Here is a 24231-nt window from a genome sequence, read left to right as displayed (position 1 = left end):
TTAACCATTAAGTATATTTCCTATTTCTAATAGTAACTTCAATTTTATTTATATATAAACTGCTTGTTTCCATACTTCGGTTAACCGTAAACTGAACATCCAACTACAAAATGCCCCTCCCGATAGAGAAGAGCTTTTATGATATTTCATGCGGTTATTCAATTCTCTATGACTTTTTCAAGGTAAGGTGGTCCGGGGCACATCGTTATCCACTAAACCGAAAACGCTGCCAAATTGTAATAGTAAACCAAAGTGTCTTTCCTCCTTATTGAAGAAAATGAACAAATTTAGACACCCCTATTTTATTAAAACGATTGTTTTTCCTGACTAGCCATAAATTTCTTGTTATATCTATTCTGGAAATTGACACTTCCCGCAAAAAGCCTTGCTCCAATTCCCTGGCCACTGTCAACCTGGGCAGAATGCTGATTCCAAGTCCAGCTTCAACCGCACTTTTTATCGCTTGTGTGCTGCCAATCTCCATGTAGCTTTCTATTTTTTCTAAAACCCCATGCTCCCTTAACATGTTTTCTACTATAAGCCTTGTTCCTGAAATGGATTCACGCCAAATCATTCTTTCATTCCCCAATTCCTCAAGCTGAATTTCTTTTCTGTCTTTCCAGGGGTGGTCGGATGGACATACCAATATCAATTCGTCCTCGGCGAACTTGTCTACAATAAAATCGCTGTTTTCCACAAGCCCTTCCACCAAGGCCAAATCAATGACATCATTTGTAAGATCCTGCAGAACCCGGGGGGTATTTTTTATCGTTAATGTCACTTTTATTTCAGGCTGTTGTTTTTTGAATCTTCCAAGCAAGCTCGGCAACAAATACTCACCGATGGTCAAGGATGCCCCTACTATGAGGTTTGCATTATACTTGCCTGTTGATTGCTGAATCACTTCTTTTGAATGGTTGAAGTCATTTACAATAGCTTTTGCAAAAGGGTATAACAACTTTCCTGCCTCTGTAACTCTCAGCCTTCCTTCCTCACGGTCGAATAACAAAGTGTTATAATAATTTTCCAGTTGGTGGATTTGTCTTGTTACAGCGGGTTGAGATAGGAAACTTAACCTCGCTGCCTGGCTTATGCTTCCTTCATCCACCACTAAACAAAACATTTTTAGATTTTCTAATTTCAAGAAAACGACCTCCATGTTTTTAGATAGTTCATTAAAATGATAGCATCATAAAGGTAAATGGTGAAATGAAAAAAGAGTGCTGCATCCCTGAATAAGTGAGGCTATTAAATTATTGGCGGCATTCTTTATAAAACGGATAAATCTTCTAGGTATAACGTTTTGTTATACCCGATGATTTTGTTGCAATTTACCCATTCCTTTTTCTTTGATATGTTAGTAATAAGATTTAAACTTAGCGGCAAAGGAAGTGACTGATGTCAATGAAAGGACAATGGAAAACTCTTTTCCTTTTATTTTGGACCTTTTTTAAAATAGCACCTGTCACATTCGGAGGCGGGTTTGCGATGATCCCATTAATCGAAAAAGAAGTGGTCGAAAAGAGGAAATGGATGAAAAGCGAAGAAGTTACGGATGTTTTTGCATTATCTCAGTCCGTACCGGGAGCTGTCGCCATTAACTCCGCCACCTTTATCGGCCATCGAATTGCCGGAATGAAGGGGGCAATGGCAGCCATGATCGGTGTTTCATTACCTACCTTTTTAATTGTTCTGCTCCTAGGCATTTTGTATTTTTTCATTCAGGATAATCCGAAGATAGAATCCGCATTCATATCGATCAGAGCTTCCATAGTAGCCACCATCGCCTATGCGGCTATCAAGATAGGAAAAACGGCTGTTGTAGACAAATCAACTTTCTGTATTTTATTAGCAGGAATTCCGGTCCTCTTCTTTCTTCACCCTGTGATCGTTATAGTGGCAGGAGCTATAGCGGGTATTGTAACAATCTCCATCAAGAGAAAATCAGGATACGATATCAAGTTGGACAGAAAAGATATGACAAAAGAAGAAAATGATTTCGAACCTTACATGGGTGCTGGCATATAGGTAAATCAAAAAGGGCTAACTAATTTTCAAGAAAGCGTGTGATAGAATGATGGAATTGTGGGAGTTGTTTAGCACCTTCTTTATTATCGGTTTTGTATCGTTCGGGGGCGGATACGCCATGATTCCCGTAATAGAATCGGAAGTCTCACAGCATGGATGGATGACGACGCAACAATTTACCGATATAATCGCCATTTCCGGGATGTCCCCAGGACCTGTCACAGCCAATAGTGCCATTCTCGTTGGCTATTCGACTGCTGGATTAGCAGGAGCCATATCATCCGCTCTCGGAATCTTGCTACCTGCTATTATATTCGTGACCGTTATAGCCACCTTCTTCAGCAAATTGAATCATTATCCAGTTATTCAATCCATGTTTTATGGATTAAGACCCATTGTCACCAGTTTAATCCTCTTTGCAGCAATCAGTTTAGCACTTTCCAATCATATGATAGCCCCAAACTTTTCATGGCATACGATAAGCTTATTACTCGTTTTTGGATTATCGTTATTTGCCCTAATGAAATTACGCTGGCACCCAGCTTATGTAATTATACTTTCTGGTTTAGTTGGTGTTGTCCTCTATTCATGACAAATGCCGCACGCAAAACGATTAATAATATGAACCGGAATGAAGCAGTTATTTTGGTTATGAAATAAGTTGTTTACCATAAATTAAAGAAATCCCTAGCAGATGAATTGATTACTTTATGAACACTTATACTGACATAAGTGGGAAGATTTCACCCATACAGAAAACACCCTGTATCCAATGATTCAGGGTGTTTTTTTCATTATTATCCTCTTTTTAATAAGTCCGTTTCTTCGATTCATCATTTCCCGACTGAAACCGTGGATAACCAATCAAGATGGCAACGACTCCACAAAGTCCAATTAGTATTGGGTAATATGAATACGGCAAGATGCTTATGGGAGAGATCTTTGCTACCCCTGCTGCAACAAGCAGCTGTGCCCCATATGGAATCACCCCTTGGATACAACAGGCAAAAACGTCAAGGATGCTCGCCGATTTACGCGGATCAATCCCATACTTTTCAGCGATGTTTTTGGCAAGTGGCCCGGCAATGATAATCGAAATCGTGTTATTTGCCGTTGAAAGGTTCGTCAAACCAACAAGCCCGGCAATGCTGAATTCCGCCCCTTTTTTTGATTTGCTATTTCGTGTCACGAGGTGGAGTAGATAATCGATGCCACCATTATGTTTGATTACAGCAACCATACCTGCAATTAAAATGGCAAGGAAGGAGATTTCATACATTCCCGCCATTCCCTCACCAACTTTTTGAATGACACCCAACGGTTGATAACTTCCATCCGCCAAGCCGATAATTCCGGCAAGGACGATTCCGATGGATAGGACCAGGAACACATTGACTCCTGCCAATGCAGTGATCAATACGCAAAGGTATGGAAGAATCTTCACCCAATTATAAGAATTTTGGGTGATGTCGGCTTGTTCACCCATCGTTAATATTCCTAGGATAGCACATGTGATGATGGCCGCAGGTAAAACGATGAAAAAATTCACCTTAAACTTATCCTTCATTTTCGTTCCCTGTGTTCGAACTGCAGCGATTGTCGTATCTGAAATGAAGGATAGGTTATCCCCAAACATCGCACCACCAATAACGGCCGCCATTGAGAGGGCAAGCGAAATATCGGTTTGCTCGCTAATTCCCACCCCGATAGGTGCTAGGGCTACAATCGTTCCCATGCTCGTTCCCATAGATAGGGAAATAAAACAAGCGATAATGAATATCCCTACCATTAAAAGATTTTGCGGAAAAACCGCTAAGGCAAGATTCACGGTTGATTCAACTGCCCCCATACCATTCGCAACTTCGGAAAAAGCGCCGGCTAAAAGGAAAATGATTACCATTAACATAATATTAGCGTCACCGGCACCTTTACAGAAAATATCAACCTTTTGATTGAAACTTTCTTTCCGATTCATTGCCAATGCAGCTGCTGATGCAATAGAAATGGCTACAATCACCGGAAATGAATAAAAATCTTTAGTGACGATTCCGGACCCTATAAATAAAATTAAAAATACGACAAATGGAATCAATGCCCATGGATTCCCTTTATTGTTTGCACTCATGATGTACACCTCTTTTTATTTTTCCCATGACATGTGTCATAGCCTTTATTCTTTTAACAGTTTTCGCAAATAACGCCAATTTGAGCTTGATTATCCAGTGATGGAGCTATAGCAAAAAAAAACAGCTGTCAGCATAAAAAAGACCCCTTCTATTAAAACAAGAAGAGGTCTTTTAATTTATAAAAAACACCCTCCTTATCTTTCAGGCGAAAATCAGCCTGCTGGATTTGGCACAGCACTCCCATTAAGTCCGCTGCCGAGACATCTTCGGGCCAGTCCCTCCGTCTCTCTTGATAAGAAGATCAAAATTATATAATTTATCAACTATTACGATACCTGTCAGAAAAGTACCAAACTGGAAACTTGCTGTAACCATCTGTGTTTGTTAAAGCGACATCGAAGTCGTTTTGAAAAGCAAATATAAGAGTACAGCATTTTGTCTATTTTCGCAAGGTTTAGTTTTATAGTATTCACATGCACTTCTTACTGTTTGCAGTTAATCAGTACAATGAGTCTTCCACTGATATTTATCCGGGCGGAATTAATATAAAAAGAGGTCTAATGACCTCTCAGCAAATTTGTTGTATTAGATTAGGTGAATTTTTTTTAGTCGAGTTCACATCAGTCGATACCTCAAAAGCTTCCATTTGTTCTGAGTCGAATGACTTTAAATACTGCTGCAGATATGCAGGATCATTAATGGATGGATTCAACCAATCTTTTTCATCTTCTGGTTTAAGGATTACAGGCATACGATCATGAATGCTGGTCATCAGCTCATTAGGAACGGTTGTTATAACGGAGCACGTGTAAATGCTGAGGCCTTCGGGAGATTTCCAGGATTCCCATATACCGGCCATTCCAAATGGAGCATGATTCTTCATTTTTATTCGCATCGGTATTTTTCTTTCTGGTGTCTTTTTCCATTCGTAAAATGAGTCAGCGATTATCAAGCATCTCTTCTTCTTATACGCATTCTTGAAGCTTGCTTTCTCTGCAATGGTTTCCGCTCTGGCATTGATCATTTTATAGCCAACTTTTTCGTCTTTTGCCCAGAATGGAATGAGTCCCCACCGAAGATATCCAAGTCGGTTCATTGCCCCGTCATTAATGACGGATAACACGGATTGGGAGGGAGCAATATTGTAGCTGAATTGGTATTCCTCATCAAATGATCCTTGTATATCAAACCGATCTTTTATTTCTTCAATGTCAGTGAAAAGGGTGAAACGTCCACACATAATATCGCCTACCGTATTAAGATTTATTACAGTGTAACAAATGGAACAAGCAGGCACAAATCAGTGTTCTAAAATCCTGATGTCGGTAAATGGCTGATTAAATAATTCGCTGGAAATCAAAAGGGTGCCAAGGACTTCTCTTTCATCTTCAGCTTTAATGATTTCCGACAAAATCAAGGTACTGCCATTCCTTACCGTTACTTTATATTCATTCATGGAATCCCCCCTCAATAGGCTAGATGGTTGTTATTATAAACTAAAAATCCACAAGTATCAGTATTGAACTCTGGCAGAGTCATGGTTAATCTTCTAATGAAGAGGCAGCATGGAGGTTCCTTTACACCTTAAAGGGTTAGTCGAACAAAGCCCGGGAGCATGAATCCTTGAATTGGCGGCGTAAAAAAGACTGCCCATGAATGAATCATGGACAGTCAGGCGCTGTAAAAGGTTTTTCGCTTCAATACAGATAGATGATTATGGAGATGGCATTTTAGGAAAGCCATTCATTATTTAAAATGAAGTAAAACCTCATTTATTAAATGTGCTGCCAATGTAACGGTTATATTATTTTCATCCAACGAAGGATTCACTTCCGAGATATCAAAGGAGAGGATCTTTTCATTCGATACGATATGCCTGATAATGGCACGGACCAATTTCGGATTCAGTCCAAAAGGCGATGGAGCACTTACCCCAGGTGCGTAGGCTGAATCAATAACGTCTGTACATAATGTAAGAATAATGTAGTCATATTCCTTAGCGAATTCATTTATCCGCCGCTTAGTTTCATCCATTTCATTCAATGACAAATCTTCTTCCAATATGTAATCGACCTTACTTCTCTCGGCAGTTTCAAACAGTGCCTTCGTATTCCCCTGCTTCTGAATTCCGACACATAAATAGCCACAATTTTTATCTTCGTCCAAAATTTGCTTAAACATCGTTCCTGATGAACTCTCTTTTTCATAAGGCCTCATATCAAAGTGAGCGTCAATATTAATGATTCCCAAGCTAGCTTTTGGTCCAATGGATTTCCTAATCCCAAGATAATGGCCATACAGGGTTTCATGCCCTCCGCCAAGTATGATAGGAATCGCTTTACTCTCCAATATCCGGGTAACAGCCGAACCCAGTTGGGATTGAGCGGCCTCCATCTCTGAACCTTCACATATTACATCACCAGCATCCACCAGCTCGGTTTGGGAAGGTAAATGACAGGGTAATTTCGCCAATGACTGCCTAATATGATCAGGCCCTTCTGCTGCACCAATCCTGCCTTTATTCCTTTTGACGCCTTCATCACATTTGAAGCCAATCAATCCAAAGGTCCTGGATGAATTGGAAGAGATGGCCAATTCCGAAATCGGTGCCAAACGTACTCTTTGGTGGTACCTGAAGCTGTCCATGTCAGATTGGGAATCAATTCTTCCATTCCAATAATTTAAAGTCGGATTTGTATACATAATTTCTCCTTTATTTAAAAAATTCCGAAATATCTTTTTTCAAAATTATAAATGAGATAATATATAATTACCAATACAAAATTTCAATATATCTATAGTTTAAGACTATAGAAAGGAGAATATATGGATCTTCGTCAACTTCGATATTTCACTACAATTGTCCGGGAAAAGAATTTCTCAAAAGCAGCAAAAACGCTGCATATATCACAACCTTCCCTAAGTAATGCCATATTGAAATTAGAAAATGAAGTTGATTTTCAGCTTTTGGAACGCAATACAAGGGGACTTGAGCTTACAGAAGCAGGGGAGATTTTCTATACGAGATCTGTTGATCTGTTAAGAAGATTCGATAATATGCAGGTGGAGCTTAAAGAAATGAAGGATGTCGGAAGCGGAACCGTATCAATAGGTTCCATAGAATCATTCAAATTTTGGTTCCCGAAGATCATCAGGAATTTTAAAATCAATTATCCTAAAATTCATATAAAAGTCAGGGAAATATTAGGGGAAGAGAAGGTTTTCGATTCGTTAAATCGGTATAATGTTCATTTCACCATCACGAACCAGCCCATCAACAACGATGAAATTCTGTCCACTCCCCTTTATAATGAAAGATTCATGCTTTTGATCCATAAAGATGACGATTTAAACGGAAAAGAGTCCATCACTTTCCAAGACATAGCAAAGAAAGAATTGATCATCAGTACAACTGGATTTCAAACAAGAGATGATATCTTAAGAGCATTTAAGGATGAAAATGCAATTCCCAATATCCTATACGAAATAGAAAGGCTTGAAACGGCTTGCAGTTTGGTGGAAGCAGGGCTTGGGGTTACAATTTTACCGGAAAACTATATAAGATCCGCTGCCCCCCCCAATACTGCAATTCGCGCAATCGATTCAAATTATTTGGAAAGGACTGTTTACCTGGCTTATTTGAAAGATCGATATCTGTCTCCCGCGGTATGTAGGTTAATCGAGGACATTCATAGCTTTTTTAAGAGTGATGTCAGGAACGGTGACTAAAAAAATCAACGGTAATGACAAAAAAACATTCCCCATATGCACATTGCACAGGGGGAATGTTTGATTTTATTGCTTTGGCCATTTCCCTCGATTTCCTTATAAACTGCTTGCTAGAGCAGTTTCAGTCTAAATTCGTCAGGGTAAATTAATTCGTGACACTGCCATCATCGTCTGGATCTCCAATACCCGCCGGATCTTTTTCCAATAGTGCCTCTTTGTCTTTTTCGTTCCATTTTGTTTTATATCCTAATGATTTCGCAACCCTTAACACCGGTAGATACGATTTTTTATCTGGTTTGAATGTTTCCAAGTCCCCTGTTCCAATTGCACCCAAACCAAGTAACAATTTGTCTGATTGGATATAGGGTTTTTCATCTATCAGTTTCATTTGTTCAGCTGAATAAGGATAAACCGCTCCATTCACTTTTAAGGTAAACGGTCCCTTTTTTTCTTCTTTTATTTCTTTTGGCTTTTTCGATTTATAGGAAACATTATACACTCCTTGAACAGTTCCTTCTCTCGTATTATCGGCTCCCCCATACATTTTCCCTTTTTCATAATCATAAATAACAGCTTGCACATTTCCGATATGCTGGGGTTTTTCTTCATAAACATGGCCTTTTGCCATTAACTCCAACCTTGTATTTTGTTCAATTCCCGGTTCCCATCTAACTGTCGGATATCCAGCGGAATAAATACGCGGCGCTAATATGGCATCTTGGATTGGCATTTTATGATCAAGCACGTTCATAATCGTTTCAGATACAGATGCTATTATCGTCGCTCCCCCTGGTGAACCAATGGCCATGAAGGGATTGCCATCCTTTAATACGAAGGTCGGTGACATACTGCTTCTTGGTCTTTTTCCTGGTTCCACCTGGTTAACTCCACCCGGTGTTGCATCAAAATCCGTCATTTCATTATTTAGCATGAATCCATAATCAGGTACCATGATACCCGATCCGAATACTTGCTCGATTGTAGTCGTATATGCAACCATATTTCCCCATTTATCCATTACAGAGAAATGGGTTGTTTGACCGATCGGTGTTTTCTCCTCTTTTACCTTCTTCATTGAAGGAGGTTCTTTGCCCTCATACTTCCATGGATCGCCTGCCTTGACATCAGCTGTTGATCTATTTGGATTGATGAGTTTTCGTCTTTCTTTAATATAACCTTCATCCAATAGTCCTTTTGTAGGTACATCATAAAAATCTTCATCCGCCATATAGGCAGCTCGATCGGCAAAAGCAAGATGCATGGCTTCCGTGAGATAATGAAGATATTCAGGTGTGTTCGCCCCCATCTTTTGTACATCGTATCCTTCCATAAGCTCCAGGATTTGTAGAACGGTCAAACTGCCTGAGCTTGGTGAAGCTGCCCCTACCACTTCAAATCCCCTATATTCCGATTTAATCGGCTCTCTTTCTTTCACCTCATAGTTTTGCAAATCCTCAGTTGTCATCGTTCCTTCACGCTTTTGAACTTCTTTGGTTAGGGCTTCCCCGATTTCACCTTTATAAAAAGCCTTGGAACCTTGTTTTTTTAGTAACTTAAAAGTCTTTGCCAGATCTGGCTGTACAAGGGTGTCGCCCTCTTCCAATGGCTTTCCGTCTGGTACAAAAACTTTTGCAGCCGCTTGGTTATTTTTAAGCTTTGTTACATTTTCATCGATATATTGTGCTGTTGCCCAATTGACTTTGACCCCTTGTTCAGCTTGTTTAATGGCCGGGCCTATGACTTGTGATAATTTCAATGTTCCATATTTCTCAAGAGAAGTCTCTAAACCCATCAGAGTTCCAGGAACTGCAACCGCTTTACCAGATGTGTGCCGCTTACTAAAAGGAACAGGTTTTCCCTTTCCATCTAAAAAAAGTTCAGGCGTAACATTTTTCGGTGCCATTTCGCGATTTTCAATCATCGTTATTTTATTTTCCTTTTTATTATAAATCATGATAAAACCACCGCCACCGATTCCAGACATCATTGGTTCAACTACATTTAATGATAATTGAATGGCTGCTGCTGCATCGACTGCGTTTCCACCTTGTTTTAATATCTTTATGCCCGCTTCAGCTGCTAACGGGTGGGAAACTGATACGATTCCTTTTGTTGCTCCCTTTCCCATTGACCCATCCACTCCAGGGACACTTGCAAAAGCTGGTGTGATCATACAAAAGAAACTGAAAGTAACTAAAATAAAACTTTTTAAAAATTTCATGAATTAGTCTCCTTTCAAAATAAAACAAATTGGGTTTTACCGTACGCCAACTGGATATACGAGCAAATGACTCTGCTTTTTAAGAGGAATATACTGGTCGATCTCTAAAATGGCCGTCAGTACATTCCCTGCTTTCTTCGATGGTTCACTTCAAAAAATCACCCCCCGAATGCCGCGATACCTGTTAACGTCAAAATCATAATCAATAAAAACACTTATCGATGTTTTATAAAAGTTCCACCCCATGTGTTTTCATCAACTTCATAAAATTATAATGTTATTATTCTACCCACCACCTCACTTTCCCTTTTTTTACAAAATAAGGATCATACTCTAAAAGCACTAGCAATCCATTAAAAAGTTTTATATAAATCAAAACAACAAGCATAAACGTGTAATAACACCTATTAAAAACAAGAAAAATCAGTGATTTAATAGGGATATTTTACCTTTTATTACGTTTCCTTCCTTTCTTTAAGGATAATATTGACTCTTTCAATTTAGAAATATATTATTGTTATAAACTTATAAGACCATGTTATAAAACCAACATCCTAGCATTTCTATCCTTCAATCGTTATTTCCAGCTTTTGTTAGAGAGGGAATTAAAAGTCCACCCTTTCTTTTACCAGCAGGTTTTAGCCTTGTTTTTTCAAATCCAACTGAAGTGGGTGATTGTTTGAATTTCCTATCCCTCCGCTATTTCATAGAGGTTTCTAACCATCTTAGTTTCAGTGAGGCTTCCAAAACCCTGCATATATCCCAGCCCGGACTAAGCCAACAGATTTTATCCCTCGAAAAACAATTAGGCTTTAAACTATTGAATCGAACGACTAGAAAAATTACATTGACGGAAGAAGGAGAGTATATCTATAAAAAACTAGCCCCTTCCTTCGAAGATATTGAGAAAACCGTGAATTACATAGTTGAACATAAAGCCATCCCCAAGCCTAAACTGAAGATTGCTACCGTCCCTTCTGCAGCTAGTATATATATCCCGAAGTTATTGAAAAAGATAGTGGGGGAATACCCGGAAACAGAATTTTACGTGCATGAAACAACATCTTCAAGGGCAGTAAAACTCGTAAACCAACAAAACTATCACATCGGTTTCATCCGGACGCCCATTAACAGTAACATCATTGCCAATGAAGGATTAAGCATGATTGAATTCATGAGGTTCCCTTTACAATTGGTCGTCTCCATTGATCATCCACTAGCCCAAAAAGATGCAATACATTTATACGAAGCAAAAGACGAACCTTTTATCCATTATGATGCCGTCCAGGCACACTCCCTTCAATTCCTTTTGGAAAAAGCTTGTCTGACTGCTGGATTTTCACCTAAGGAATTATGTAAAGGCTCTGAATTACTGACGATCGCGAATCTAATATCCAATAACTTAGGCGTAGCCCTCATGCCGGAAGATATGGTGAATTTGTTGGGAAAACGCCAAGTCAAAGCCTTGAACATCGATAACTCGAACTTATCAAGTTCCATATCGGCAGTTTGGAAAAACACGGACGCATCAAATCTGACTAAGCATATTTTGAATACGTTAAAAAATGACCATGCTTTTATCGATATATGAGATTCTTGGAAAAAGCTGCGAAACCACTCGTAGTGAAAAAGGGTCAATTATAATTAAGAGCTATACTAATCGGCATTAAAAAAGCCCCATTTCTCTTGTGACACTGAGAAATGGGGCTTTTAAAAATTGTGTAATTTCACCTCTTAAACTTCTTATTGGTGTTGGGGCGGTACCCCTTCCATCACTTATTAAAACCTTGAAATTACTAACTCTTCTTATAGGTAGTGACTAATTATATCCATGCATAGCATGCTTTGACTTAAGAAAAAATAAATACTCCATTCCTTCAGCGGTGATCTTAGTGCCAGCCCTCCCTCTGCCTTTGACGACAAATCCGTCGATTTCCAAAATATCCAGGCGGCGACGGATTTGCTGAGGGGACAAGACAAAGTCCGATTCTTGACTGTGACTAGCAATAAGTTCCCGACTTGCCGCTTTTCCTTTATCGTTGTACTGTTTGATTACTTCCAAGATGAAAATTCGCTCCTGAATTTCCAGTAAACTTTCACAGACAGGATAATCTGCCGTAACACTTTCTTCCGCATGCCCGTGCATGAACGGAAGGCCACTCTTCGACAAGACATTCCCCTCACAAACCGTCAGCATGTAATCGATTGTGCTTTTAAGTTCCCTTATGTTGCCGGGCCATTCATATTGCATGAAAAACTCCATAACGTCTTGCTCTACTTTTACCCACTTCCCGCTTTTTGTGATGAGATGCTTTATCAAAAGTGGAATATCCGCTCTTCTCTCTTTTAGTGACGGTATGTAAAGATTGAGTACATTCAGACGGTAAAACAAGTCTGTTCTGAATGAACCGTCCCGCATCTTATCATGAAGATTTTTATTCGTCGCGGTGATTACCCTAACATTTATGGGAATGATTCTCTTGCCGCCAATTCTGCGTATTTCGCCCTCCTGAAGAACCCGTAGCAAATGGGATTGAACTGTGAGACTTATATCACCAATTTCATCCAAAAAGATCGTCCCGTTATCCGCCATTTCAAACAGTCCTTTCCTGCCTCCCCTTTGTGCTCCTGTAAATGCACCTTCTTCGTAACCAAACAATTCACTTTCAAGTAAAGTTTCTGTTAAAGCGCTGCAGTTGACCGCTAGAAATGGCCCGTTCTTTCGCAATGAATGCTCGTGAATCGCATGAGCAAACAGCTCTTTTCCTGTTCCTGTCTCTCCCTGAACCAAAATCGGATGCTCAGACAGGGCAAGCTTCTTGGCAATCTGCTTACGCTCTTTCATTACTTCATTTTCGCCAATAATATCTTCAAAGCGGTATTTTGAATAAAAGCCTTGATTTCGCATTTCTCTTTGTGCAGTCTTTTCTATTTCGAAAGCTTGGTGTACGCTTTTGAAGGTTGCGACGATTGTATTTTCTTTCATCATTTGCAATCGAAAAATCACGACATCCACTCCGTCTATGTTGAAGAACTTGCTTTCATCATTACTTCCCATGATGAAATCGATAATATCCCGGCGATTCAATACATGCTCCAGATACTGATTAACTACATCTTTTGCATCAACATGGAACAATGCCGCAAGCTGGTTATTGAATACCGATATCAGCCCTACCTCGTTAACGACCAATATTCCGTCATCGACAGTCCCCAACACATTTTGGATATGATCGCTCATTTGTTTAGCATCACGCTCTGCATATAACAGCTTACGTTGTAATTCAATGATATTGCTAATATACCTTTCTGAAATCTTCGAGGATATATCCTTGTGTAAACCACAGCATTCTACAACTTCCAAAATTGTTGTTATATCAAAAAGACGCACACCTATATCGATTACTTCTTTTATGTAAGAGGGACATAGGTGAGTTTCTCCTGGTGAAACGGCGATTTGGACATTCTCATAAAATAATATCCCCTTCCTGAAAGGAATAAATTGAACATGATCGACACCAAGCTGATATAAGGATTCAATAAGGTTAATAGTTGCATCATCATCATCATTCACCAAAAGAACGGCCGAACCCTCTGGTATTCTTAATAGCTTGTCAATGTATTCATGATTAACAGTTCTCTTTCCGACGATTATTTTCTCGGGATTTACGCTATATATACCCTCTTTCTTATCATAAGCGGCATCTGATGAAAACAAAATCATTCCATCTCCCAGAGAACGAGGTATTCCCTCATCGGTAGAATGGCTTTTGACATGCACGTAGTCTCCAAGCAGTTGTTCCAGTTGCTCCTGCAAGGCTTCCTTTGTTTTTGAGCTTCCCGCTATAAGTGTAAGTTCGGATTTTGACATAAAACACCTACCTGTCTTTAATTGGTACTATTATATCACCAAAAAGAACCAATAAAGACCTAAAACTTCAATTCAACCATTAAGTTTTCATAAAAATCAATTATCCCGTATTGGCACAGATTTTGCATATCTATTGACATTGATGACATTGACATCCGTTGACATGCCTATGGTTTTGAAAAGGAGGAAAAAGCAGAATACTAGAAAAACAAATGAAAGGTAATAGGCCGGCAATATTTTGTAAGCGTATTAGTTATTAGTTCACTGCACTTATTTTAAATTCAAAGGAGAGACACTTATGAGCCGAATAGAAGAGAAAGTAGTTTTGCTTGAAACAGCTGGGGAAAAAGAGAGAAAAATCAATGTTTTTGTATTGCTGCTCTGCATTCTAGCCATAGCAACTCTATTTACTTACATTTTGCCGGCCGGGGAATATACACGGATCGAAGCAGATGGACGGACAACTGTTGACGCCACTTCTTTTAAATGGATAGAATCTTCACCGGTGGAATTGTTCGATATGATAAAAGCTATTCACACGGGAATGGTTGAAGCCGGCAATATCATCTTTTTCTTATTGATTATCGGAGGGTTTTTTGGTGTTTTAAGAGCAACAGGGACGGTTGATGTGCTGATCGCCACAATGGCTCGGAAGTTGGCGACTCGTGAAAAGCTATTAATTCCTGTCGTGATGCTGTTTTTTGCTGTAGGCGGCTCCTTAATGGGAATGGCGGAAGAAACACTAGCATATCTCCCTCTTATCATTCCGCTGGCGTTGGCTCTCGGATTCGATACAATTACAGGAACCGCCATCGTCATTGTTGGGGCATTGTCGGGATTCACGACTGCCATCATGAATCCATTCACAGTAGGACTTGCGCAAGGAATTGCTGAATTGCCGATGTTCTCAGGAATAGGGTTGCGCCTTATTTTATTTATTATCGTCTACCTTGTTTCCGTTCTTTATATCCATCGTTACGCAATGAAGGTAAAGAAAAATCCTTCCATCGGAATCTATGGAAAATATACAAAAGAAGAATCGAAAAAACTGCTGCAATCAAGTGTGAAGTTAACAGCGAGACATAAGTTCATCTTAGGCAGTTTCTTAATTAACTATATCATCTTGGCATTTGGAGTCATCAAGTTCCAATGGTACATGACAGAAATCGCTGCCCTATTCATTATATTGACAATTGTCATTGGAATCATCGGAAAATTGTCTGCGGATCACATCGTCAGCTCTTTTACCAATGGATCTGCAGCCTTGCTGGGCGGTGCTTTGATTATTGGCGTATCACGCGCCATTCTTGTTGTATTGAATGAGGGACATATCGTCGACCCTATGCTCCATCAACTATCTGAAGCTATTCAGCATATTCCGGCCTATTTAAGCGTTGCCGGCATGTACAGCTTCCAAACTCTCATTCATTTTATTTTAGCTTCCGGCACCGGTCATGCGATGTTGACCATGCCAATTATGGTTCCGCTCGCAGACTTATTGGATATTACACGCCAAACAGCAGTGTTGTCTTTCTCTTTTGCGGACGGAATTGGAAATATGATTTTCCCGACCGCTACCACCTTGATGGCAGGCTTGGCAATTGCAGGCATACCTTGGACAAAATGGGCGAAGTGGATTCTGCCCCTGGTACTCATTCAATATCTCATCGGATTAATAGCCGTCATCATGGCTCACTTCATCGGATATGGGCCATTCTGATAAAAATCATGAATTAATCGCAGGAGGAAAAACACATTGCTTACTTTAATCAAAAATGGCGAGATATACTCACCCAATTACTTAGGACGGAAAGACGTTTTGATCACAAATGATAAAATTGCATTCATCGATGACAGGATCGAGATTCCTGACAACTTCGCTCCTATTCATATCATTGATGCGACCAATCTTTTAGTTGTTCCAGGTTTCATAGATTCACATGTTCATATTATTGGCGGAGGCGGTGAGGGAGGATTCAAAACCCGCACCCCTGAGCTGATGCTTACGGATATTACGACTTCCGGTATTACAACGCTGGTTGGCTTGCTCGGTACGGACGGAACTACGCGTAGAATGGAAAGCCTGCTTGCAAAGGCCCAGGCGCTTGAAGAAGAGGGTATTTCCTGTTTCATTCATACAGGTTCCTACCAAGTGCCAGTAAAAACATTGACAGGGAAAATCGAAGATGACCTTATTCTCATCGACAAAATCATCGGTGTCGGGGAGATTGCCATCTCCGACCATAGGTCATCAGAACCCACTTTTGAAGAATTGACCAAAATCGCCGCAGCGGCACGCAACGGCGGTATTTTGTCAGGAAAAGCAGGTATTTTAGAAGTTCATGTAGGAGACGGAGATGGCGAGCTCTCGTTGTTACATGCAATTGCTGATAAAACCAACATTCCGATTCGGCAGCTCCATCCGACACATATCAACCGAAATGAAGAATTATTCAAGGCAGGAATTGATTACGCCAAACGCGGCGGGTACGTAGACTTTACAACAAGCACCATTCCACAGTTTCTGGATGATGGCGAAGTGAAGTGCAGCATTGCCTTGCGGATAATGCTTGAAGAAGGGATACCAGTCGGACACATAACCTTCTCTTCAGACGGACAGGCCAGCCTTCCGTTTTTCAACAACCATGGGGAGTATGCAGGCCTTCAAGTGGGAAAAGTATCTTCGCTATATCAGGAAGTGCGTGATTCTGTTTTAGAAGAAGGAATCCCCCTTGAAACGGCACTGAAGGTCATCACCGCGAATCCCGCACAAGTGCTGAAACTATCAAACAAGGGCAGTATCCAAACAGGGAAGGATGCAGATATCGTACTATTGCAAAAGGAAAATTTGGCAATCAGCACGGTAATGGCAAGAGGACAAGTTATGGTAGAAAAGGGCATTCCTTTGATAAAAGGAACATTTGAATGAGTTTAGACAAGATACCCGTTATCGAAAAATTTTCACGACTCGCATTGTTTAAGATTTCGTATTAAGTATCACCTATCCTTAAATAGTCCGTATTACGCAGAAGTCCATATTAGTTTAACCATATCCATGCAATGGTATAAAAGCATGCCCACTGGCCATTATGAATATTTTGTTGTTCCGATCGATTCAGCAATCAATTATTCTTAAATTATTTGTTTCAGCCATCGTAGGGGCAATGGGATCTTATTTCACCAAAGGTATAACCGCCCCCCCATGTCGTGGCAGAATTACCTGGATGTCGTCAGAAGACAACCCACTATTTACCGTTAATAAGCATGATCATTTCTATCTTTTACTTACAAAGATTAATATTGTGAAGAATCGCTATAGGGGCGTTACTTAAACAAACTAAAAAGTCGAATTCCTAACCGTGAAGGAATTCGACTTTTATTTTTCAGTCATCTTGGCCTGTCTCCTTTGCTGAACTATCAACCTGTTAGTTCATAAGGCAACAAAACCTGTAAAGCCCCGATTTCTGCTTTAAGTTTCATCTCCATCCAAAATCTGGACTATCAAGGCCCCTACCCATCACTTTTCATTCTGGATTCTCGCTACGTACTTTCATTTCTTCAGAAGAGTCTTGATGCCAAATATATCAACCAAATAAGGAAGTACTATGCAATGGCTGGACTTTCGCCATGGGGTCAATATAGGCTTTGGCATTATTAACTGCCGTAGGACCTTCACCAAATCCGGAAGCAATTAATTTAACCTTTCCATCATACGTACAAATATCCCCGGCCGCGTATATACCTGAAATGTTTGTTTCTTGTTTGGAATTTACGATAATTGCATTTTTATTGATGTTTAGACCCCATTCTTTAATCGCTCCAAGAGAAGAGACAAAGCCGTAATTAATAATTAAATCATCTACATCAACCAGTTCGGAGGGAATATAAGGTGTTTTGACCTCAACGGAGGAATTCACTAATTTTTCTACACTATGTTCATGGGCACGGAATTTATCTCTTCTGTGAATCAATGTTACCTTTTCAGCAATCGGCTCTAACATAAGGGCCCAATCAACAGCAGAATCCCCACCGCCTAGAATCGCCACTTTTCTTCCTTTAAATCGGTTCATATCATTCACGAAATAATGCAAATTCTTATTTTCGAACTGTGTTGAATCTTCCAATTCCAGTTTACGGGGTTGAAAGGCTCCATTTCCAGCAGTAATGATTACTGATTTAGAAAAATGAGTATCGAGGTTTGTGGTGACCTTAAATGTTCCGTCTTCTTGCTTTTCCATCTGTTCAACTGCTTCTTCAAGACAAATGGCTGGTTCGAATACTTTCATTTGCTCTTTTAAATTCTCTATCAATTCCTGCGCCCTTACTTTTGGAAATCCAGCTATATCATAAATGAATTTTTCGGGATAAAGAGCCGAAAGCTGTCCTCCCAATTGAGGAAGACTTTCAAGGATTTTCACCTTTGCTTGCCTCATTCCGCCATAGAACGCCGTAAACAAACCAACTGGGCCGCCGCCAATTATTGTTATGTCATAGACCTTCTTATCTTCTGTCAATGTAATCACTCCTTGTTTTTCTACGTTGGTTGGTCATACTGAACATGATCTACTGGTTGTAAGGGATTGACTTGTAATGTTTCCACAAGTATTTCTTCCTTCCCTTCTAATAATGATGGATAAGATCGATTAAATATCCATCCTTTCAAAAGACAAACTAGTGACTTCAATTTCCTTAGTTTTAAAATCTTTAAATCTATAATCAGTAGAAACGCCCTCATTTATTATTCAAATTTATTAGGGTTACCATCAAAGGATACTTGAGCCACTTTTATAGAATCGGTTGGACATCCTTCTGAAGCATCTATCATATCTTCCTCGAGTTCTTCAGGTATAATAGCTGCCCCGACATTATTATCCAATATAACATACGCAATACCTTCTTCATCGTAATCATAAATATCCGGAGCTGAAGCACCACAAGCTCCGCACGCAATACAAGTTTCTTTATCCACGATTGTAAAATTAGCCATTTTCACTTTCAAATCCTCTCTATAATCTAAACCCTTTTTTTACTAAGGCATTTAGAGAAGCCTTAAGCAATCGAATTCGTTTTTTCCTTATTCAATATCGTTCAAAAATTTCAAAATGCTTGAATTGAACTTTTCAGGATTTTCCTGGTAGCACAGGTGACCGCCTTCTGGAATTATCACTAGCCGGGAGTTTATTAACTCTTCATGAATTGCTTCCGACTCCTTAATAGGAGTCACAGTATCCAACTCACCACAAATTACAAGAACAGGAACATCTATTTGAGATAACGATTTCATTTGATTTAGATGATAAAGTGAATATGCTACCGAACGATATCCTGCTGGTCTTATCTGTGTCATAATCTCTTTTACTCGTGTATGGACTTTTTCTGAAGCATGGGGGGATAGCAGTGCATGTATCCTCTTTTCCGCTATCTCCTCAGCAGATTGGTTTTCAATTGAAAATAATCGATTTTTCAATTTCGTCTCATTCTCTTCCGGGGTTAGAGCAGCAGCCCCTCTTGTCGAATCGGCTAATATTAGTTTATTAATCTTATCTGGGTACAGGCTACAGTACTCTATCGCAATTGCCGCTCCCATTGAATGGCCGAGCAGATGGATTTTTTCCAACTTTAGCTGATCCATCATGCCGTTCAGAATACGCGCAAACTCTTTAAAACTTCTAAATTCTTCTGCTGGATCTGAACTTTTCCCATAACCCGGGGCATCCCATGCAATTACTGTATAATGCTCCTTTAATTCCTGGATCTGTTCCTTCCAAGACTGTGAATTATTGCTCATACCATGTAATAAAACTAAAGGTTCTCCAGTGCCCTCTATTTCATAATGAATGCTTAAATCTTCTACTTTTACGTATGGCATGCTATCAGTCCCCCTTATTTTTTAGCATAACTTTTAACAATACAGTTGTGAAAGCTGTAATAACTTGAAATATTTTTACTTAAACTAGCAAATGATTTACTAAATTAATATTTCGCCTGGAAAAAGCTTTCGTTTTGATTTGATTAAGAAAGTGCTTCCTTTTTCTTGAAGATAAGCAGGAAAATCGACTTCCGTTCCCCTCTTACAACTTAACTTAAACAATATTCAAAAACTGTGCCAGCTTAGCCAAGTCCTCGCACTGACAATCCGCCGTCGCTGGAAATGATTTCACCGGTGATCGCGCGTGATTCGTCAGAAGCTAACAATACATACGCCGCAACGTGATCTTCCGGCATCTGGGCAAGTTGAAGAATATTCCGTTTTTTAATGCTGCTTGCTTTCGTATCATTATCGACGATTTTCACAAATGGGCGCAGCGGCGGAATCACCGTGAGTTCTGTCAATGTCCCTCCTGGGGCTACCGCATTTACTCGAATGGAAGGAGATAGTTCGAACGCAAGCTGGCGCATCAATCCAATTTGGGCGTGTTTGCTCGCTGTGTACCAAACGCCGCCGCCATCTGGATAAAAACTTGCACCGGATACGGTAAAAATAATATTGCCATTTGTTTTTTTCAGTTCTTCAAGAGCGGCTTTAGCCCCGAAAAAAGAGCCTTTTACGTTAATATTGAGAAGGAAATCATATGCTTCGGAAAGCGCCTCAGGAGTCACATCGACAAATTTGGCAAATCCATCGAACACGCCGGCATTCGCAACGAAAACATCTAACTTTCCGAATTGCTCAACAGTAGCTTGGACAGCTTGCTCATTGTCTTCGTATTTGCTTACATCTCCCTGATAAGTAAGGATATTTTCGCCAAATTCTTCTTTCATTTTCGCTAACGTGTCTATAGAACGGCCGATAATGCTTACTTTTGCTCCTTCTTGTATAAAACGGCGTGTGACAGCTTCCCCTATTCCAGAAGCTCCACCTGTAATCAATACGACTTTATCTTTTAAGGCCATGCCCATTGTCTCCACCCCTTCTGTTATTTTTCAACCGTTATGAACGGTTATCCAAAAATCCATTCAAGTAGACAGCCTTGTACGCGAGCACAATTTGTTTTGTATACAAAACTATGTTTTTATATATAAACAATTCTAAAATGTAATCGCTTTATTGTCAATGTAAGCTGCAAAAAACTAGGAAAAAACATTACTTGTTCTCTATCAATCTATGGCTATCCTTACTCCTATGTACCCTTCAATGAGAATTCAAGATTTTATTGTGGTTTCTCAGTAAGAATCCAGCGCCCTTCTTACTGAGAAACCCTACTAAAAAAAGTATTATATTAACTTTTTGCTCTCTATAAAGTTAATTTGTTTCCTGTCGTATTATTTAGGTGATATTCGGCAACTTCTTGTTTAATCATAAACAAGTACACCACAAACCCGAGAGTGGCTGCTACGATCAGCATGGCAATGGATGGACCAAAATCACCTCCGGACATATCGCGGCTCCACCCCATAATATAGCTTGAAAATCCACCCATAATATTTGTGAACCCCATTAAACCGGCTGCGCGACCCGCTGTTTCAGGCGTTGAATACTTGATGATGAAGAAATTGGTTAGATGGAACATTCCACCCTGAGTTCCCATTGCGAGCCCCATGGAAACGCCGGCAAAAATGGGATTAGGTGCAATGACAGCGATTGTCAAAAATATAGCTGTCAGTATGAACAGAATCGTCGCAAGCAAACTCGGGCGCTTCGTTTTGTCCGCCAGAAATCCGCCAGCCAGGACAAATCCGAGCGCGAATAACCACGACAATGAAGTAATGCCAGTCATTGCTTCCCTTTCAAAGCCTTTGGCCTCAACGAGATATGTAGGCAGCCAAATACTGATTCCAAAGAAAAGAAAGGACGACATCAAATTGCCGAACCAAACAATCCAATAACGATAATCCTTTGCAAAGAATTGTTTCAACTGAACAACATCCGCTTCGTCTTTTTGACGAATATAGGAGACTTCTTCTTTACTCATGCGTGGATGTTCTTCTGGCGTATTACGAGTCAAAAACAGGAACATTGGAATATTTATAAACAAGTTAAAGGCGGCGAGAGCAAAGAACGCGGCCTGCCAATGAAACGTTGAAATAATTAGAATGAGCATAACAGTACCCACTGCCGGGCCAAGGTAGTTACCTGTAATCCAGAATGACTGTGCCCTTCCTAGCTCTCGTTTATTAAACCAATTCGAAATGAATTTACCCGATATCGGGATCATCATACCTTCCCCAATTCCGAGGATGACCCTACTAATCAAAAACATTTCGTATGAAGTGGACAGTCCTCCCATGACCATTGTCGCTGTCCATACCAGTAAACCCAAAACGGCTGTTTTCCTTGCCCCTAACTTGTCGATAATAACTCCCCAAAAAATGTTGGAACAGGAGTATGAAATCATGAATATAAAGGAGATCAAGCCAATTTTTGAATTTTTATCCAGGCCAGTTAAACCAAGATCACTTAAGAATCCCGGATCAGTTTGGATAACAGAGATACCTACTTTATCAATCTGCCCGAAAAACCAGAAGAAAAAAATAGGAATCGCAATGTACAGCCATCTTTTTTGACCTTGTAACATGTTATGTCCCCCTTTTAACAGGCTCTTTTGAATGCGCTTTCATGAATTCAATAAAGAAAATGTCTAATAAACTTCATCAACTCCCCCTTTCAAAAGACAGCACAACTATTGTTTTATATAAAAAACAGCGTTACCGGTATTTAATGTTATATTGAATTTTCATAATAGTCAATAATATTCAGATTTATATTTTTTCAACAGAAAAAGAAGTTTTATATACAGAACTAAATAAGGTGTTGTTTCGATGAAAACAACCCGAATCAACACCTTAACCGAGCCTTAAGTAATGCAACTCAATAATTTTTTTTGAAACTTCATTAACCGAAGCAGAAAATGTCCACCATGTCCAAAATCCAGGGATGCTACGGACTGAAGATCTACTTAGTCTAAATCCGTTCAAGTAAAAGGTTTTAAACGGGAACAGTATGGCGGTTTCTCCAAAAGAGATAACCTTGGATTCCTGTCTAACACCCCAATATCTGCTGCCGCTTGAGGTGATAAAGCATATGATTCGTCAACCGCAATTCCACAACCCCTTCGATGGGTAGCACCGTTGAATTATGGTTCTCCACTAGATCCCCTCATTTATTGCCTTATTTCCTTTTATAACGATTCTTTATAAATATATAAAAATTAACTATTTTTATTATTTATCACTCAATGTTAGCATTTTGTTATAAGTTATTTGAAAGGATGAGAGATGAATGACAATGCAATTTTCTGAATTCGCAGTATTCGGGCTGGGTCCCATCGGTATTGAAATTCTACGCAGTGCTTATCAAACGAATCCTCAATCGATTATCGGTGTTGTCGATATTGATCCCGAAAAGGCAGGGAAGGATATTGGGTTACTAATCAATGAAAAGGAAACGAACAAGTTTGTAGTCTCCCATATACAAGAAGTAAATACTGAAGCTGACCACCCTATCGCATTACATGCAACCGGTTCCAACGCACAACAAGTTTGGCCCCAGATCAAAGAGATTCTAGATCACGGCTTTTCAGTGGTTTCCACCTGTGAACAGCTTTCTTTCCCTTGGTATCGCTACCCTCAACTTTCAAAGGAAATAGATGATTATGCTAAAGCAAAAGGGCTTAGTGTCATTGGGACCGGAATCAATCCAGGTTACATCATGGATACTATGGCCATTTCTTTTACAACAGTATTGACCACGGTTAACCAAATCAAGGTCAATCGTAAAGTTGATGTTTCGAAAAGGCGTATCCCCTTACAAAAAAAGGTCGGAATCGGGATGACCAGAGAAGAGTTTGAATTTTTAGCTGAGCGGGATAAAATTGGGCATGTAGGTCTTGAGGAGTCTGTTAGGTTAATCGCTTATGGGCTGAATTGGGAACTTTCAAGTGTTGTCAATACCATTGAACCAACGATTGCAAGCGAAAATATGACCGTTCCGCTAACTACTATAAAACCTGGGGATGTTAATGGGCTTCATCAAATCTCCACGGGCAAGACCATGGACGGAAAGGAAATTTCCTTGGATTTAACGATGTCTGCAGGTATTAAACAAGAAGATGAAATCGTTATTGATGGGAACGAATCCCAAAGGCTGATTGTTCCCAACGGAATTTTTGGAGATACCGCAACCGCTGCGATGATTATCAATACCGCTAAACAAATGGATGCCCTCCGTAAACCAGGTTTACTTACAATGGCTGACATCGGGGTGCCAAGAAATATAAATCAATCTGACTTTGTGCATATTTAATGGCTAACCATCA

19 protein-coding genes and 1 riboswitch are annotated in these 24231 nt (G+C 39.8%); of the genes, 7 read left to right on the top strand and 12 right to left on the bottom strand.

Features of this window, described 5'->3' with window-relative positions:
• Nucleotides 1-265: 265 nt before the first annotated feature.
• Nucleotides 266-1144 (bottom strand): LysR family transcriptional regulator, encoded by an 879-nt coding sequence (locus ACFRAK_RS24560; protein WP_260286212.1) that lies wholly within the window; start codon nt 1142-1144, stop codon nt 266-268.
• Between the two features lie 254 nt (nt 1145-1398).
• Between ACFRAK_RS24560 and ACFRAK_RS24555 the strand changes: the two genes are divergently transcribed.
• Together ACFRAK_RS24555 and ACFRAK_RS24550 are read left to right on the top strand one after the other, a co-directional pair.
• Nucleotides 1399-2028 carry a chromate transporter gene (locus ACFRAK_RS24555; RefSeq protein WP_394572689.1) on the top strand — a complete coding sequence of 210 codons (630 nt, stop codon included), beginning with the start codon at nt 1399-1401 and terminating at the stop codon, nt 2026-2028.
• 46 nt (nt 2029-2074) lie between these two features.
• On the top strand, nt 2075-2620 hold the full coding sequence (locus tag ACFRAK_RS24550; RefSeq protein ID WP_387595772.1) for a chromate transporter: 546 nt from the start codon (nt 2075-2077) through the stop codon (nt 2618-2620).
• 216 nt (nt 2621-2836) lie between these two features.
• On the opposite strand, the gene ACFRAK_RS24545 is transcribed toward ACFRAK_RS24550, so the two are convergent.
• From ACFRAK_RS24545 to hutG, 4 genes are all read right to left on the bottom strand, one after another.
• On the bottom strand, nt 2837-4153 hold the full coding sequence (locus ACFRAK_RS24545) for a Na+/H+ antiporter NhaC family protein (RefSeq protein WP_387595770.1): 1317 nt from the start codon (nt 4151-4153) through the stop codon (nt 2837-2839).
• Between the two features lie 192 nt (nt 4154-4345).
• Nucleotides 4346-4453, bottom strand: a riboswitch (SAM riboswitch).
• Nucleotides 4454-4722: 269 nt separating this feature from the next.
• The gene (locus ACFRAK_RS24540) at nt 4723-5394 is read right to left on the bottom strand and encodes an SOS response-associated peptidase (RefSeq protein WP_387595767.1); all 672 of its coding nucleotides are present in this window, start codon (nt 5392-5394) and stop codon (nt 4723-4725) included.
• Nucleotides 5395-5454: 60 nt separating this feature from the next.
• Entirely contained in the window at nt 5455-5610 is a 156-nt protein-coding gene (locus ACFRAK_RS24535) for a hypothetical protein (protein WP_387595764.1), read from the bottom strand.
• A gap of 290 nt (nt 5611-5900) precedes the next feature.
• Nucleotides 5901-6857, bottom strand: coding sequence for a formimidoylglutamase (gene hutG, locus ACFRAK_RS24530; protein WP_387707478.1), 957 nt, complete (start codon nt 6855-6857; stop codon nt 5901-5903).
• Nucleotides 6858-6980: 123 nt separating this feature from the next.
• Here hutG and ACFRAK_RS24525 point away from each other — a divergent pair, with 123 nt between their 5' ends.
• On the top strand, nt 6981-7883 hold the full coding sequence (locus ACFRAK_RS24525; protein WP_387595758.1) for a LysR family transcriptional regulator: 903 nt from the start codon (nt 6981-6983) through the stop codon (nt 7881-7883).
• Nucleotides 7884-8028: 145 nt separating this feature from the next.
• Here the strand turns inward: ACFRAK_RS24525 and ggt are convergent, their stop codons facing one another.
• Nucleotides 8029-10104, bottom strand: a complete 2076-nt coding sequence (gene ggt, locus ACFRAK_RS24520; protein WP_394572688.1) for a gamma-glutamyltransferase — start codon at nt 10102-10104, stop codon at nt 8029-8031.
• Nucleotides 10105-10783: 679 nt separating this feature from the next.
• Here ggt and ACFRAK_RS24515 point away from each other — a divergent pair.
• On the top strand, nt 10784-11695 hold the full coding sequence (locus ACFRAK_RS24515) for a LysR family transcriptional regulator (RefSeq protein ID WP_387595752.1): 912 nt from the start codon (nt 10784-10786) through the stop codon (nt 11693-11695).
• A gap of 228 nt (nt 11696-11923) precedes the next feature.
• Here ACFRAK_RS24515 and ACFRAK_RS24510 read toward each other — a convergent pair whose 3' ends face one another.
• The gene (locus ACFRAK_RS24510) at nt 11924-13975 is read right to left on the bottom strand and encodes a sigma 54-interacting transcriptional regulator (RefSeq protein WP_394572687.1); all 2052 of its coding nucleotides are present in this window, start codon (nt 13973-13975) and stop codon (nt 11924-11926) included.
• 298 nt (nt 13976-14273) lie between these two features.
• Between ACFRAK_RS24510 and ACFRAK_RS24505 the strand changes: the two genes are divergently transcribed.
• Nucleotides 14274-15695, top strand: a complete 1422-nt coding sequence (locus ACFRAK_RS24505; protein WP_387707400.1) for a YfcC family protein — start codon at nt 14274-14276, stop codon at nt 15693-15695.
• 36 nt (nt 15696-15731) lie between these two features.
• On the top strand, nt 15732-16904 hold the full coding sequence (gene iadA / locus ACFRAK_RS24500) for a beta-aspartyl-peptidase (protein ID WP_387595743.1): 1173 nt from the start codon (nt 15732-15734) through the stop codon (nt 16902-16904).
• A gap of 655 nt (nt 16905-17559) precedes the next feature.
• Here the strand turns inward: iadA and ACFRAK_RS24495 are convergent.
• The 5 genes from ACFRAK_RS24495 to ACFRAK_RS24475 all read right to left on the bottom strand — a co-directional run bounded on the left by ACFRAK_RS24495 (nt 17560) and on the right by ACFRAK_RS24475 (nt 22491).
• Nucleotides 17560-18489 carry an NAD(P)/FAD-dependent oxidoreductase gene (locus tag ACFRAK_RS24495; RefSeq protein ID WP_394572686.1) on the bottom strand — a complete coding sequence of 310 codons (930 nt, stop codon included), beginning with the start codon at nt 18487-18489 and terminating at the stop codon, nt 17560-17562.
• Nucleotides 18490-18713: 224 nt separating this feature from the next.
• Nucleotides 18714-18962 (bottom strand): ferredoxin, encoded by a 249-nt coding sequence (locus tag ACFRAK_RS24490; protein ID WP_260286230.1) that lies wholly within the window; start codon nt 18960-18962, stop codon nt 18714-18716.
• A gap of 87 nt (nt 18963-19049) precedes the next feature.
• Complete coding sequence (locus tag ACFRAK_RS24485) at nt 19050-19844, bottom strand: alpha/beta fold hydrolase (RefSeq protein ID WP_394572685.1); 795 nt, start codon at nt 19842-19844, stop codon at nt 19050-19052.
• Between the two features lie 242 nt (nt 19845-20086).
• Nucleotides 20087-20875 (bottom strand): SDR family NAD(P)-dependent oxidoreductase, encoded by a 789-nt coding sequence (locus ACFRAK_RS24480; RefSeq protein WP_394572684.1) that lies wholly within the window; start codon nt 20873-20875, stop codon nt 20087-20089.
• A gap of 335 nt (nt 20876-21210) precedes the next feature.
• A complete protein-coding gene (locus tag ACFRAK_RS24475; protein WP_387595732.1) occupies nt 21211-22491 on the bottom strand; it encodes an MFS transporter in 1281 nt (426 codons plus the stop codon).
• Nucleotides 22492-23195: 704 nt separating this feature from the next.
• Here ACFRAK_RS24475 and ACFRAK_RS24470 point away from each other — a divergent pair.
• Nucleotides 23196-24218 carry an NAD(P)H-dependent amine dehydrogenase family protein gene (locus tag ACFRAK_RS24470; RefSeq protein ID WP_394572683.1) on the top strand — a complete coding sequence of 341 codons (1023 nt, stop codon included), beginning with the start codon at nt 23196-23198 and terminating at the stop codon, nt 24216-24218.
• The last annotated feature ends 13 nt before the right edge of the window (nt 24219-24231 follow it).

The sequence above is a fragment of the Peribacillus sp. NPDC056705 genome (assembly GCF_043656335.1).
The sequence above is the reverse complement of the archived record's forward strand: the minus strand, read 5'-3'. Positions and strand labels throughout refer to the sequence as shown.

What these genes read in the sequence shown, in the direction of transcription:
- ACFRAK_RS24555 (WP_394572689.1), top strand. Translation starts at nt 1,399, where the DNA reads ATGTCAATGAAAGGACAATGGAAAACTCTTTTCCTTTTATTTTGGACC.
- ACFRAK_RS24545 (WP_387595770.1), bottom strand. Translation starts at nt 4,153, where the DNA reads ATGAGTGCAAACAATAAAGGGAATCCATGGGCATTGATTCCATTTGTC.
- ACFRAK_RS24505 (WP_387707400.1), top strand. Translation starts at nt 14,274, where the DNA reads ATGAGCCGAATAGAAGAGAAAGTAGTTTTGCTTGAAACAGCTGGGGAA.
- ACFRAK_RS24490 (WP_260286230.1), bottom strand. Translation starts at nt 18,962, where the DNA reads ATGGCTAATTTTACAATCGTGGATAAAGAAACTTGTATTGCGTGCGGA.
- ACFRAK_RS24470 (WP_394572683.1), top strand. Translation starts at nt 23,196, where the DNA reads ATGACAATGCAATTTTCTGAATTCGCAGTATTCGGGCTGGGTCCCATC.
- hutG (WP_387707478.1), bottom strand. Translation starts at nt 6,857, where the DNA reads ATGTATACAAATCCGACTTTAAATTATTGGAATGGAAGAATTGATTCC.
- ACFRAK_RS24535 (WP_387595764.1), bottom strand. Translation starts at nt 5,610, where the DNA reads ATGAATGAATATAAAGTAACGGTAAGGAATGGCAGTACCTTGATTTTG.
- ACFRAK_RS24485 (WP_394572685.1), bottom strand. Translation starts at nt 19,844, where the DNA reads ATGCCATACGTAAAAGTAGAAGATTTAAGCATTCATTATGAAATAGAG.
- ACFRAK_RS24475 (WP_387595732.1), bottom strand. Translation starts at nt 22,491, where the DNA reads ATGTTACAAGGTCAAAAAAGATGGCTGTACATTGCGATTCCTATTTTT.
- ACFRAK_RS24550 (WP_387595772.1), top strand. Translation starts at nt 2,075, where the DNA reads ATGATGGAATTGTGGGAGTTGTTTAGCACCTTCTTTATTATCGGTTTT.
- ACFRAK_RS24480 (WP_394572684.1), bottom strand. Translation starts at nt 20,875, where the DNA reads ATGGGCATGGCCTTAAAAGATAAAGTCGTATTGATTACAGGTGGAGCT.
- ggt (WP_394572688.1), bottom strand. Translation starts at nt 10,104, where the DNA reads ATGAAATTTTTAAAAAGTTTTATTTTAGTTACTTTCAGTTTCTTTTGT.
- ACFRAK_RS24540 (WP_387595767.1), bottom strand. Translation starts at nt 5,394, where the DNA reads ATGTGTGGACGTTTCACCCTTTTCACTGACATTGAAGAAATAAAAGAT.
- ACFRAK_RS24525 (WP_387595758.1), top strand. Translation starts at nt 6,981, where the DNA reads ATGGATCTTCGTCAACTTCGATATTTCACTACAATTGTCCGGGAAAAG.
- ACFRAK_RS24510 (WP_394572687.1), bottom strand. Translation starts at nt 13,975, where the DNA reads ATGTCAAAATCCGAACTTACACTTATAGCGGGAAGCTCAAAAACAAAG.